Source organism: Rhizobium sp. Root1204 (assembly GCF_001424965.1).
Classification (GTDB): Bacteria; Pseudomonadota; Alphaproteobacteria; order Rhizobiales; family Rhizobiaceae; genus Pararhizobium.
On sequence record NZ_LMCZ01000034.1, the window covers coordinates 59852 to 73079 of the forward strand.

Here is a 13228-nt window from a genome sequence, read left to right on the forward strand (position 1 = left end):
TGCGGTGGCAAACTAGTGGAAATGGACGGCGATGAAAACTGAAATCAGCCTGCGCGATTATCTGACAACCCGAAGGTCTATTCCAGCCTTTCAAATGAGCGGGCCTGGACCGGACACAGCGGAGATCGAAGAGATGCTGACGCTTGCCTCGCGCGTGCCGGATCACGGCAAGCTGGCGCCTTGGCGTTTCATCGTCTATCGCGGCGAGGAGCGGGTGCGTATCAGTGCCGAACTGGCAAAAATGGCGCTCGCAGCCAAGCCCGATCTTTCCGAAGAGATGATCAAGGTGGAAAACGCCCGCCTGTCGCGCGCGCCCGTCGTCGTCGCCGTCGTCAGCAAGGCAGCGCCGCATTTCAAGGTGCCGGAATGGGAGCAGGTGATGTCGGCCGGCGCCGTCTGCCTTAACCTGCTCATGGCTGCCAACGCGCTCGGCTTCTGCTCGAACTGGCTGACCGAATGGTATGCCTTCGATGAAAAGGCCTATCCGCTGCTCGGCGTTCAGCCCGGTGAAAAGGTCGCCGGCTTCATCCATATCGGCACGCCGCAGGTTCCGCCGACGGAGCGCCCGCGGCCGGAGCTTGCGGATATCGTCACCTGGGTTGGCGAGGACGCCTGATGTTTTATGCGACTGCGGAAAACGCCCATGGTCTTGCCCATGATCCGTTCAAGGCCATCGTTTCTCCGCGGCCGATCGGCTGGATCGGATCGAGGTCTGCCGATGGCAGCCTCAATCTGGCGCCCTATTCCTTCTTCAATGCGATCAGCGACGCGCCGAAAATGGTGATGTTCTCCTCGGCCGGCCGCAAGGATTCGGTCCGCAACATCGAGGAAACCCGTGAATTCACCGCCAATTTAGTCAGCTTTGACATCCGCGAAGCGATGAACGTCACGTCGGCTCCGGTGCCACATGGTGAGAGCGAATTCGCGCTTGCCGGATTGACGCCGGTCCAAGGCCAGTTTGTCCAAGCGCCCTTCGTTGCCGAAGCTTACGCCGCCCTCGAATGCAAGGTCACGGAAATCTTCCGGCCGAAAGCGCTCGACGGTACGCTGTCTGAAAACCACGTGGTCATCGGCCAGGTTGTCGGTATTCACATTCGTGACGAGGCGATCCGCGACGGGCGGCTTGACATGGCCAAGGTCCGGCCGGTCGGCCGCATGGGATACATGGACTATTGCGAATCCGGAGACGTCTTCGAAATGTTCCGGCCCAAACGCTAGGGCTGGCCGCTCAGGACGGCGACAGCGCCTCAAGCTGGGCGGCATTGCGCGCCACCACGCCGGAAAAACCATCGGCAAGAGCGATGTCGCGAGTGATCCGCGGGTCGCCATCCGCGCCTTTCAGCAGTTCATAACAGTCTATGCCTGCCTGCCTCGCCTTGATGACGGCGGCGCCACGGGCAAGGAGAAGCGGTGCACCCATCCTTGATGCCGCCGCGTTGAACGTTTGGCTTGCCGTCGCCTGTGTCACGCCGTTACCGTCGAAAATGATCGCTATCAGCCGGCGCGACACGTCTTTCAGGGAAGCTTGCGAGAGAAGAAACGCCAAATCCCCGCCAAGCTCGGCAACCAGTCCGATCGATCCCGCATCGATCCCGTGGGTGGCTTCCGCGACCCGCAGCATGACATCGAATTTCTGGATATCGGCGGCACCGCCGCAGCCGGAAAGCACAAAGCCATGCGGCCGCAGTGTCGCCAGTTGCCCGATCGCCGTCTGCCCGGCCTCGTCGTCTGGCCTGCCGACGCGAAGCAGCGTCGAGGCTGATTGCCGGTGTGTAATTATCCGCCGCGCCTGATCGGCTGCGCTCTTGGTTATCCAGTCCCCGCGGATATCGAGGATCACGGTCGATGCCCCGCCGGTGGCGGACTTTGGCGGCAGCGCATCCGGCGTTGCGCACATCATCGGCAGCGTGATTTCGAAGCGGTTAACGGACATGGTGAACCAATCTTAAACCTTTGATCGCTAACGTAACCGGCACCATGATTGGGCTGGTTGGTGTGTAGTGAGGCGTCGGTGATCATTCAAGCATTTCTTCGTTGGGTTGAAACCGCGAAAACCGGGGATCGGGTTCGCGCAGCGCAGGCGTTGGGCCGTGCCTATGTCGCGGCCGAAATGAATACGCTCGACGAACATGCGGCCGAAATGGCAATGACCTTTCTTCTCGATGATCCCTCGCCGAAAGTTCGGCTGGCGCTGGCCGAAGCCATTGCAGATTGCGCGCGCATTCCACGGACCATCATTCTGTCGCTTGCCGAAGACCAGCCTGAAACCGCCTATGCCGTCATTTCGCGTTCTCCTGTGCTCAACGATATGGATCTTGTCGATCTTGCTGCCAAGGGGACGCCGGAGACCCGCGCAGTCATCGCCGCCCGCCAGTCTATGTCACGCCCGGTTGCTGCCGCCATCGCCGAAATCGGCGGTGAGGAAGAGGTTCTGATCCTGCTTGAAAACGGGCAGGCGCGGTTCTCCTGCCGGACGCTGAAGCGCCTGAGTGACCGGCTCGGCCATCTCTGGTCGGTCCGCAATACGCTGCTCGACCGTGACGATCTGCCGGCCGATGCCCGGCATGCGCTGGTCGAAAAGGTCGGAACGGCCCTTTCCGGATTTGGCCTCGTGCAGGCCGCCATTGGCGAGCGCCGTGTCGAGCGGATCACCCGCGAAGCCTGTGACAAGGCGGCCGTCGGCATGGCCGGCGCTGCCCAACCTGATCAGATTCCCAATCTCGTCGAACATCTCAGGGTAACGGGACGGTTGACGCCAGCCTTCCTTCTGAACGCCCTGTGTTCCGGCAAGGTCGATTTTTTTGCTGCGGCCATCGTCAACCTGTCCGATGTCGCCGACAAGCGCGTGCGCTCGATCCTGTCGGATGGCCGTATCCACGCCATCCGGGCGCTGTTCGAAAGTGCGGGCCTTGGTCGCGATGTCAGCGCCCTGTTTGCCGAAGCCGTGCTGATCTGGCGCAAGGAAAACCGGGTTGGCTCGTCTACTGTGACGGCCACCATCTCTGCCGCCCTGTTGTCTAAACTGCGTGGCAAGAGCCAGGCCTCCGATGCGTCCGGCGGACTTGCCGGCCTCATCGAGAAGCTGACGATTGCCGAACAGCGCCAGACCGCCCGCGACTATGCATTGCTCGCTGCACGGGAAGCGGCCTGACCCTGGCTGCTTCTGCGCTGGCGCGTTGCAGAACAATCCGGACAGTCCGCCTTTGACACAGGGTGCCAAACCCACCATGTAGCTGATGAAGATCGGTGCGGCAGGTGCGGAGTGTGGCAATGAAGAACGATACGACAAGGCCGGTCGTTGTGACGGGCATAGGCGGTTTCCTCGGGGGTCACGTCGCCGCGTCTTTGCTGCGTGCAGGCTACGAGGTTCGCGGAACCCTGCGGTCGATGAAAAAGGCGCAGGCCATCGAGGCGGCGATCCGCTCGGTTGACGGCGCAATTCAGGGAAAGCTCTCCTTCGTTGTCGCGGATCTCACGGTAGACGCCGGATGGGATGATGCCCTTACAGGAGCTGGGCACGTCATCCATACCGCGTCACCTTTTCCCTCACGCGTTCCCAGGCATGAAAATGACCTCATTCTGCCGGCGCGGGAGGGAACGTTGCGCGTGCTGCGCGCTGCAAAGAACGCCGGTGTCAGCCGCGTGGTTCTGACATCCTCCATTGCCGCCATCAGCTATGGGGCGGGCAGGGCGCCTTTTTCGGAGACGGACTGGACCGATGTCGATGGCGTGCTTGCAACGCCCTACTACAAGTCGAAAACGCTGGCCGAACGCGCCGCCTGGGCCTTTGCACACGAACAAGGCCTTGAACTCGCCGTCGTCAATCCGGGCATGATCCTTGGACCCATCCTAGGCTCGGAGACAGGAACGTCGGTCGGTGTGGTAAAAAGCCTGTTGAAAGGCCGCTATCCCGCCATGCCGGATTTCAGCGTGCCTGTCGTCGACGTGCGCGATACCGCAGAGGCGCATGTTCTTGCCATGACGATACCAAAGGCTGCGGGCGAGCGCTTCATCATTGCGGGCGAGGCGCTGTCGATCAAGCATATTGCCCGGGTCTTGAAACGGGACTTTCCAGCCTACGGGAAAAAACTGCCGAAATTCGTTTTGCCCAACTGGTTGGCGGGCGTTGCCTCGCGCTTCGATCCCGGCCTGAAACTGATCGTCGCCGAACTCGGCCGCGACCAGCGCGTGTCGCATGAAAAGGCAAAGCGTCTGCTCGGCTGGAGGCCGCGTTCAGGGGACGAGGCAATCCGCGCCAGCGCTGAAAGCCTGATCGCTGCCGGGCTGGTATAGGGTTTACTTTGTAAACTTCCGGGCCACCCAGGAATAGCCGTCCTCGATATAGTGGACGGGTTTGGTCACCGCATTGCGCAGGTCCGAGGCGTCGGGCAGAGCTCCTGTCACCATCGCCAATGTCCGGCGCGGCAAGCTAGGCTGTTTCTGTTCGGTCGTGGGTGGTGTCGGGACGGCATCCTTCGTAACGGCATGCGCCTGATCGAGAGCAGGCTGCGTTGCGGGCACAGGCGCGGGATCCTTGGCGTCTGCCATCGTGTTGCCGGATGTTTCGCAGACCGCGACGATCACCGGATAATTGGCGTTGGAGAATTTCGGCAATTGTTTCTGTGATTCCGCATCGCAGACGGCAATGCTCTGCCACGTGCCGCTGACGGTCGAGACGTAGTGGCACTGGCTGACGCTATCGTCGCAGCCGAGAATTGTCATGACGATCAGGGCAGGAACCATCGTGGATATCTCTCCAATTCGGTGAAAAATCGTTCTGTAAGGAGCGATTCTGACTTCGCTGAACTAAGGGCCCGTTTGCTCCGGAAGTAAGGCAAAGTGGGGAAGGCTTGGAAACAATTTGTTTCTGCCGGTTGCTCTGAGTGAGGTTAGCCGCCGTACATGGCCAGATTTTCCGTCTGTCGTTTTCACTACCGTACTTTTAGGATTGACTGGAAACGGGATGAATCGATCTGCGAAGGAACAACGCCAAGTGACTCTGACCATTGAAAAAGAATCGCCGCGCCAGCCGGGCGTCCAGAACTTGCTTGATCAATCCGATGCCTACGCGCAATCGCTTTATCCGGCCGAAAGCAATCACCTTGTCGATGTCTCGACGCTGGAAAAACCGTCCGTCTCCTTTTTCGTCGCCCGCCATGAGGGAGAGGTCGTCGGCTGTTGTGCGCTGGTGGATGCTGGTGATGGCAGCGCCGAGATCAAGCGCATGTTCGTCGATCCGCAGGCACGTGGCCTGAAGATCGGCCGCAAGCTGCTCGAGCATCTCGAAGGCCATGGCCGCGGCGCCGGACTGTCGGCCATCCGGCTTGAGACCGGCATCTATCAGCCGGAGGCGATCGGCCTCTACAAGACCGCCGGCTATGTCGAGATTGGACCGTTCGGTTCCTATCAACCGGACCCGTTCAGCCTGTTCATGGAAAAGGCCATCGCCTGACGCAGAGCGAGGTTACTTCAGGGAAAACCGTTTCCGCTCCGTGAGTTGGAGCGGAAAGCTGAATCAATTCCACAATGTGTTGAATCGATCTGCGAAGGCTTTGAGCTAGATATCCAGGTTGTCGGCAAACACGGCACGTTCCTGGATGAAGCGGAAGCGGGCATCGGCCTTGGTGCCCATCAGGTTGTCGACGGCTTCGCGCGTGCCTTCGAAATCCACCTCGTCGATGGCGACTTTCAAGAGCGTGCGCTTGGAAGGATCCATCGTGGTTTCCTTCAACTGCGCCGGCATCATTTCGCCAAGACCCTTGAAGCGGCCGATCTCGATCTTGCCGCGGCCATTGAATTCCGTCTCGACCAGTTCCACCCGATGCGCGTCGTCGCGGGCGTAGAGCGTCTTTGCCCCTTGGGTGATGCGGTAAAGCGGCGGTACGGCCAGATAGAGATGTCCGCCGCGAACGAGTTCCGGCATTTCCTGATAAAAGAACGTGATCAGCAGCGAGGCGATGTGGGCACCGTCGACGTCGGCATCGGTCATGACGATGACGCGCTCATAGCGCAGGTCTTCCTCACGGTACTTGCTGCGCGTGCCGCAGCCGAGCGCCTGGACGAGATCGCTGATCTGCTGGTTGGCGCCGAGTTTTTCGCGGCCAGCACTGGCAACGTTGAGGATTTTTCCGCGCAAAGGCAGGATCGCCTGGTTGGAGCGGTTGCGCGCCTGTTTTGCCGAGCCACCAGCCGAATCGCCTTCGACAATGAAAAGTTCGGCCCCTTCGGCCGAATTCTGCGAGCAGTCGGCAAGCTTGCCCGGCAGGCGCAGCTTGCGCACCGCCGATTTGCGGGTGACTTCCTTTTCCTTGCGGCGGCGCACACGCTCGTCGGCGCGCTCGATGACCCATTCCAGCAGCTTGTGGGCTTCTTGCGGGTTATCGGCAAGGAAATGGTCGAAGGGATCGCGAAGCGCGTTCTCGACGATGCGCTGCGCTTCGACGGTCGCCAGCTTGTCCTTGGTCTGGCCGACGAATTCCGGTTCGCGGATGAACACCGACAGCATACCGGCGGCCGAGATCATCACGTCTTCGGTGGTCACAATCGCCGCGCGCTTGTTCTGCGTCAGTTCCGCATAGGCTTTGAGGCCCTTGGTGAGCGCGATGCGGAAGCCGGCTTCGTGCGTGCCGCCTTCCGGTGTCGGAATGGTGTTGCAATAGGAATGTACGATGCTGTCGCCACCATACCAGGTGACGGCCCATTCGAGCGCGCCATGGCCGCCGGTCTTTTCGGTCTTGCCGGCAAAGATTTCGCGGGTGACGGTGAATTCCTTGCCCATCGTTGCCTGCAGGTAATCCTTCAGGCCTCCGGGGAAGTGGAACACCGCCTTGTCCGGCGTATCCGTACCTTCGATCAGCGAGGGATCGCAGGACCAGCGGATTTCGACGCCGCCGAACAGATAGGCCTTCGACCGCGCCATGCGGAACAGCCGGGCGGGATCGAATTTGGCATGCGATCCGAAGATCTCCGGATCCGGATGGAACTTGACCTTCGTGCCGCGCCGGTTCTGCACGTCGCCCAGTTCTTCGAGCCCGCCTTGCGGAATGCCGCGCGAAAAGCGCTGACGATAGAGTTTGCGATTACGGGCAACCTCAACTTCGAGAATGTCCGACAGCGCGTTGACGACCGAGACGCCGACGCCGTGCAGACCACCGGAGGTCTCGTAGACCTTGCTGTCGAATTTGCCGCCCGCATGCAGGATGGTCATGATCACTTCGAGCGTCGACTTGCCCGGAAATTTCGGATGGTTCTCGACCGGAATACCACGGCCGTTATCGGTCACCGACAGGCAGCCTTCGGCGTCGAGATGGACGTCGATGAAATTGGCGTGTCCGGCAACAGCTTCGTCCATCGAGTTGTCGATGACTTCGGCAAACAGATGGTGCAGAGCCTTTTCGTCGGTGCCGCCGATATACATGCCGGGACGGCGGCGCACAGGTTCCAGCCCCTCCAGCACCTCGATTGCCGAGGCGTTGTAATCGCCGGCATCGGCCTTCAGCGCCGCCGGGGTACTGCTGCGCTGTTCCGCCACCGGCGCGGCGGCGGGCGTGGCAACAACCGGCTTTGGCACGACGGGATCCGTCGCAGGCTTCGGTACCAGGGGCATTGCTGAAAAGAGATCGTTGCTGTCGGTCATAGTCTGTTTTGATGTCTTTCCGTGGTGGCGGCTTCAGGCCCGGCCCAAGGTTCGGACTGAGCCGTCAGGAATGTCTGCACGAATCGCTGGAATTCTGCCAAATTCCCAGCGCGAGAGCGACCAGGCCAGCCCAATCACTCAGCCGCGCGCGTCAACACGCCGATCGTGCCTTCAATAGCCCCAACTGTTGCTTTGCGGAAGGTCCGATGGCAAGGCTTGGATCAAAAGAGGAACATTCCGGATGCACCTGTCCACAACTCATTTGACCTTTCGTGCCTTTTTTGCCGCAATCGTCATGGCCGCCCTGGTTTTGCCGGCACAGGCCGCGCCGCTGAAGCCCTTTAAGGACGAGCTGTTTTCCTATGGAACGGTGCTGGAAACGGAGGATGGCGGCGATTACCGCGTCGTCGATTACGACAAGATGCGCGATATCCACGCTCGTGACACCGAGCCGGAACGCCGGGTAAGGCGAACCTATGTGTCGCTCGGCGTCAAGAGCGCGCAGGTCAACGAGACGCTCGATCTCGCCACCCGGCCGCTGGATGTGCTGCGGGTGGGTGCTGCGAGGGGCGCGACATTCACCGTCATCTTCATCCATGGCCGAGGCGGCGACCGGCGGCTCGGCGCCAATGACTGGTCGTTCGGCGGCAATTTCAACCGGCTAAAGAACCTCGCTGTCGAAAATGGCGGCGTCTACTATGCCCCGAGCATGCGCTCCTTCGATGATGCGGGCGTCGCCGATGTCGCTGGATTGATTGCCTATGCCCGGCAGCAATCCCCTGGCCGACCGGTCGTGCTCTCATGCGCCTCGATGGGCAGTTTCATCTGCTGGGGCCTCACCCGCAATCCGCAGGCTGTTGCAGACCTCAAGGGCATGATGATCATGGGCGGTCCCTCTGATGCGGCTTTCAGCAAGAGTGCCGCCTACAAGAAGAAACTGCCGATATTCTTCAGCCATGGCGGCGCCGATACTGTCTATCCCGTGTCCGGCCAGATCGCGTTCTACCGCTCGCTGAGGAAAGCGAACTATCCCGCCCGCATCGTCCTTTTCCAGACAGGGTCGCACGGCACCCCCGTCCGTATGACGGACTGGCGCGATGCACTGAACTGGATCGGGCTGGATTGAAACACCGAATATATCCGGGATTCATTAACCAACGCAGCAGTTTGAAACCTTAAGGCGAGCGCTGTTTGCACTTTCGAAAGCTGAACATGGGACTGTCCCGGGTATATTTTATCGGGGTTTGATCTTATGGATGCTCGGACAGAAACGCGGCATATTCCGCTATGCGTCGATCTTGACGGCACATTGCTTGCTGCCGACACGCTCTGGGAGGGCGTGGCGATCATTCTGTTGCGCAATCCGCTGATGCTATTTGCAGTTCTTATCTGGATGACGAAGGGCAAGGCGCGGCTGAAATACGAGGTTGCCGCACGCTCCGGACGCCAGGCGGCCGACTGGCCCTATCGCGAGGCGGTGCTCAAGCGTCTGGCGCGCGAGCGCGAAACCGGCCGGCAGGTCATTCTGGTCACCGGTGCCGCCGAAAGCGTGGCGCTTGGGGTTGCAGCTCATACCGGCGCTTTTTCCTCCGTCCTGCACAGCACCACGGACGTCAACCTCACCAGCCGCCGCAAGCGGGAAAAACTGATCGAACAGTTCGGCGAGGGCGGTTTCGACTATATGGGCAACAGCCGCGATGACGTGCCGGTGTTTGATGCCGCCCGCAAGGCGATTGTCGTGGCGCCGGATGCCGCCGCCGAAAAATGGCGCCGGGCACATGATGCCGAAAAGCTCGATCTCGGCAAGGCGAGCCCGTTGGCAGCCCTGAAATCGATCCGCGTGCATCAATGGGCAAAGAATGTGCTGATCGGCGTTCCGATGGTCCTCAACCACGACATCTTGCACATGGATGCGGTGGTCAACGTCATCCTGGCGTTCTTCGCCTTCAGCTTCCTTGCCTCTGCTGTCTATGTGGTCAACGATCTGTCGGATCTCACCAGCGACCGCCGTCATCCGAAGAAGCGCAACCGGCCGCTGGCAAGCGGCCAGATGTCGGTGCCGATGGGGCTGATGATAGCGCTGTGCCTGCTCCTTGCCTCGCTCTCGCTGACGGCTGTGCTGCCGTACGATTTCGCCCTCGTACTCGGTTTTTATGCCTTGGCGACGACTGCCTACACGTTTGTGCTCAAGCGCAAGCTCTTGGTCGATGTCTTCACACTGGCCGGGCTCTATACAGTTCGCATCATCGCCGGTGCTGCTGCCACAGGCACGGATCTGTCCTTCTGGCTCCTGTCGTTCTCGATCTTCTTTTTCCTCAGCCTGGCGCTGGTCAAGCGCTATGTCGAGCTCGATGAATATGACGGCCGCGACGGCAACCAGGTGCCGGGGCGCGGCTATATGGCGGTCGATTTCGAAATGGTCGGACAGGCCGGTGTTTCTTCGGCCTTTGCCTCTGCACTGGTTCTGGCGCTCTATATTCACAGCAAGGAAATGCAGGAAATGTACAGGCTGGATTGGGCGCTGTGGCCGCTCTGCCCGCTGGTGCTCTATATGCTGCTGCGCATCTGGATGCTGGCCCGCCGCGGCATGCTGCATGAGGATCCTGTGGTGTTCATCATGCGCGACTGGCGCAGCCTCGTCACCATGGCGCTCGGCGCCATGTTTGTGCTCGCCGGTGCTTTGGGAACGCCATGACCCCCGCCGAATTTGACAGCTGGGGCCGGATCGATTGCCGCGCCCGGCAGTCCGTATCGCCCGATGCCTATGAGAACCTGCGTGAAACTGCGGCGCCCGGCGCTTTCCTGCCATTCGGCAACGGCCGGTCCTATGGCGACAGTTGCCATAACGACGCGGGCAGGCTGATCGAGAGCCGGGTACGCACCCGCATCCTCGGTTTCGATCCGGGAACCGGCATCATTTCCTGCGATGCCGGCGTCACGCTTCGCTCCATTCTCGAAACAGCGATCCCGCACCGGTTTTTCTTGCCGGTGACGCCGGGAACCGCGTCGGTCACGGTTGCAGGGGCCGTCGCCAATGATGTGCACGGCAAGAACCATCACGCCCGCGGTACTTTCGGCAAGCATGTGCTTGGCCTGACATTGTTGCGGTCGAGCGGCGAGGTACTGACCTGCTCGGCAACGGAAAATCGCGACCTGTTTTTTGCCACCATCGCCGGCATGGGCCTGACGGGGCTGATCCTGTCGGTCGACCTGCAGCTGATGAAGGTGCCATCCGCCCACATCCAGCAACACGCCATCCGCTTCGATAGCCTGAATGAATATTTCGGCATGGTCGAAACCGTTGATGGCGAGCACGAATATTCCGTCGCCTGGATCGACCAGTTGGCCACCGGAAAGAGGACGGGCAGGGGTGTGCTTCTGGCCGGTGATCATGCCGATGCCTCCTGCGAATTTCCGGACATGCCGAAGGCGAGACGATTGTCGGTTCCGTTCGCGCCGCCGTTCAATCTCTTGAACACGCTGACGCTGAAGGCATTCAACGAACTTTACTTCCGCAAGGAAAAGCCGGGCGAAACGGTCAAGACGGTGAAATGGCCGGGTTATTTCCACCCGCTGGATGCCATCGGCAACTGGAATCGGCTTTATGGCCCCAAGGGCCTTTACCAGCACCAGAGCGTCTATCCAGCGGGCAATGCGCCTGAGCTGACGGCACGGTTGCTGGAGACTGCCCGCGCGGCCGGCCACGCCTCTTTCCTCACAGTGTTGAAGAAGTTCGGCGAGCAGATTTCAGGCGGATTTTTGTCCTTCCCGAGGCCGGGTTTTACGCTGACTTTGGATTTCGCCAATCAGGGTGAAGAGACCCTTAAGCTTCTCAACCGGCTGGACGCCATGGTTGTCGAGGCCGGTGGTGCCATCAATCCCTACAAGGATGCGCGGATGAGCCCGCAAACCTTTGACTTCTCGTTCCCGCGCTGGCGGCAGCTGGAAGCTTTGCGCGATCCGGCAATGGTTTCGAATTTCTGGAAGCGGACGGCCCTTTCTTTGCCGAAATGAGAATGGGCTTTGCCAAAATGAGAATAGGAACAATTTGAATTAAATAAACGCCCGATTTTCACGGAATATACCGCTCTTGCGTGTAGGTATCGCGACGGGAACAGGGAACATCGACATGAAGTATATCGTATTCATTCTCTTCACCGTGATTACCAACGCTGCGGCACAAGTCATGCTAAAACAGGGTATGCTTTCGCTCGGTCCGTTGAGCTTCACGGCTGATACTTTCATTGCCCGTATTTTCCAGGTGGTTTTCAACCCCTGGGTCTTCGCCGGACTAGCCACCTTCGTCATTTCGATGGTGTCGCACCTTTACGTACTATCGAAGGTGGAACTCTCCTTCGCCTATCCATTTCTGAGCCTTGCCTATGTGGCCGTGGCCGTCTTTGCCTATTTCGTCTTCCACGAGGATCTGAACGCCTGGCGCATCGCCGGCATCGGCTTCATCTGCGTCGGAACCATTCTCATCGCCCAGTCCGGCCTGTCAGGGGCTGGCATGTCCTCGCACGAGGACCAGCCATCGCTTGAAGCTGCGGGCACAAAAACAGTAAAAATCGGGAGCGCATCATGAAACATATCATTTTTGGCGGTGACGGCTTCGTCGGGCGCCATCTGGCGGAACGCCTGGTTCACGAGGGGCAAGAGGTTCTCGTTGCCGATATCGTCAAGTCCGACCTGCCGCATTATGCCCGCGTCCGTTTCGTCCATTGCGATGTCACCAATGCAGAAGATGTCATGAAGGTCGAGATCGGACCGGACGACATGGTCTACAACATGGCGGCGAAGATGCTGTCGCCGCTGCAGGTGCGCTCCAAGCGCTGGCAGTTCTTCTGGCCGGTCAATTATTACGGTGCTGAGAACATCATGAAGGCGACGGCAAAGTCCGGCGCCAACCGGCTGGTGCAGTTCACCACCGACATGATCTATGGCCACACGGTGATGTCGCCGCAGACCGAGGCGCATCCGGCCAAGCCGCTGGGTGAATACGGCAAGTCGAAATGGGCAACAGAGCAGCTTGCCGCCGAATGGCGCAAGCAGGGCATGAACATCTCGATCTTCCGCCCACGCCTGATCATTGGCCCCGGCCGTCTGGGTATCCTGGAAAAGCTGTTCAAGCTGATCGACGCCAACCTGCCGGTGCCGATGATCGGTTCGGGCAAGAACCCCTACCAGTTCATCTCGGTGTTCGATTGCGCCGAAGCCGCCCGTCTCGCCTGGAAGGGCGGCGTGCCGAACGAGGCCTATAATCTTGGTTCCGACAATCCGCCATCGGTGAAGAAGCTGCTCGGCGACCTGATCGTTCATGCCGGTTCGAAATCGTTCCTGTTGCCGACGCCTGCCTTTGCGGTGAAGGCAACGCTCGCTGCCTTCGATTTCGCCAATCTGCCGATCATGGATCCGGAACAGTATCTGATCGCCGACGAGATGTGCATCCGCGAAACCGGCAAGCTCAAGAAGGAGCTTGGCTGGAAGGCCGAGTACAATGACGGCGCCATGCTGATCGCCGCCTATGACGAATACCGCGCCAAGAAAGCCGGCAAGACCTTCGCGCACGCAGCCGCCGTACCGGCCGAATGA

13 protein-coding genes are annotated in these 13228 nt (G+C 60.0%); 10 read left to right on the forward strand and 3 right to left on the reverse strand.

Translation table 11 applies throughout. The features are described from left to right. Positions 1–31 precede the first annotated feature (31 nt). Complete coding sequence (locus tag ASC96_RS21450) at positions 32–616, forward strand: nitroreductase (RefSeq protein WP_060505135.1); 585 nt, start codon at positions 32–34, stop codon at positions 614–616. Further along, complete coding sequence (locus ASC96_RS21455; protein WP_060505136.1) at positions 616–1218, forward strand: flavin reductase family protein; 603 nt, start codon at positions 616–618, stop codon at positions 1216–1218. Before ASC96_RS21450 ends, ASC96_RS21455 begins: the two co-directional genes overlap by 1 nt. Positions 1219–1228: 10 nt before the next feature. On the opposite strand, the gene ASC96_RS21460 is transcribed toward ASC96_RS21455, so the two are convergent. Beyond that, complete coding sequence (locus ASC96_RS21460) at positions 1229–1933, reverse strand: hypothetical protein (protein ID WP_060505137.1); 705 nt, start codon at positions 1931–1933, stop codon at positions 1229–1231. Between the two features lie 78 nt (positions 1934–2011). On the opposite strand from ASC96_RS21460, the gene ASC96_RS21465 reads away from it, so the two are divergent. Together ASC96_RS21465 and ASC96_RS21470 are read left to right on the forward strand one after the other, a co-directional pair. Continuing rightward, positions 2012–3151, forward strand: a complete 1140-nt coding sequence (locus ASC96_RS21465; RefSeq protein WP_060505138.1) for a DUF2336 domain-containing protein — start codon at positions 2012–2014, stop codon at positions 3149–3151. A 119-nt stretch (positions 3152–3270) separates the two neighbouring features. After that, a complete protein-coding gene (locus ASC96_RS21470; RefSeq protein ID WP_060505139.1) occupies positions 3271–4293 on the forward strand; it encodes an aldehyde reductase in 1023 nt (340 codons plus the stop codon). Positions 4294–4296: 3 nt separating this feature from the next. On the opposite strand, the gene ASC96_RS21475 is transcribed toward ASC96_RS21470, so the two are convergent. Next, a complete protein-coding gene (locus ASC96_RS21475; protein ID WP_060505140.1) occupies positions 4297–4743 on the reverse strand; it encodes a hypothetical protein in 447 nt (148 codons plus the stop codon). 220 nt (positions 4744–4963) lie between these two features. On the opposite strand from ASC96_RS21475, the gene ASC96_RS21480 reads away from it, so the two are divergent. Next, positions 4964–5452: a GNAT family N-acetyltransferase gene (locus tag ASC96_RS21480; RefSeq protein WP_060505141.1), complete on the forward strand. Its 489-nt coding sequence runs from the start codon at positions 4964–4966 to the stop codon at positions 5450–5452. Between the two features lie 105 nt (positions 5453–5557). Here the strand turns inward: ASC96_RS21480 and parE are convergent, their stop codons facing one another. Then, the gene (parE, locus tag ASC96_RS21485; RefSeq protein ID WP_060505142.1) at positions 5558–7636 is read right to left on the reverse strand and encodes a DNA topoisomerase IV subunit B; all 2079 of its coding nucleotides are present in this window, start codon (positions 7634–7636) and stop codon (positions 5558–5560) included. 241 nt (positions 7637–7877) lie between these two features. Here parE and ASC96_RS21490 point away from each other — a divergent pair, with 241 nt between their 5' ends. The 5 genes from ASC96_RS21490 (at position 7878) to ASC96_RS21510 (ending at position 13228) form a co-directional block, all read left to right on the forward strand. Next, the gene (locus tag ASC96_RS21490) at positions 7878–8762 is read left to right on the forward strand and encodes a phospholipase (protein WP_060505143.1); all 885 of its coding nucleotides are present in this window, start codon (positions 7878–7880) and stop codon (positions 8760–8762) included. Between the two features lie 126 nt (positions 8763–8888). Beyond that, complete coding sequence (locus ASC96_RS21495; protein ID WP_060505144.1) at positions 8889–10331, forward strand: UbiA family prenyltransferase; 1443 nt, start codon at positions 8889–8891, stop codon at positions 10329–10331. Then, on the forward strand, positions 10328–11650 hold the full coding sequence (locus ASC96_RS21500) for an FAD-binding oxidoreductase (protein WP_060505145.1): 1323 nt from the start codon (positions 10328–10330) through the stop codon (positions 11648–11650). The genes ASC96_RS21495 and ASC96_RS21500 overlap by 4 nt, the downstream gene beginning before the upstream one ends. A 115-nt stretch (positions 11651–11765) precedes the next feature. After that, entirely contained in the window at positions 11766–12221 is a 456-nt protein-coding gene (locus ASC96_RS21505; RefSeq protein WP_037100781.1) for a transporter, read from the forward strand. Continuing rightward, complete coding sequence (locus ASC96_RS21510; RefSeq protein ID WP_060505146.1) at positions 12218–13228, forward strand: NAD(P)-dependent oxidoreductase; 1011 nt, start codon at positions 12218–12220, stop codon at positions 13226–13228. The genes ASC96_RS21505 and ASC96_RS21510 overlap by 4 nt, the downstream gene beginning before the upstream one ends.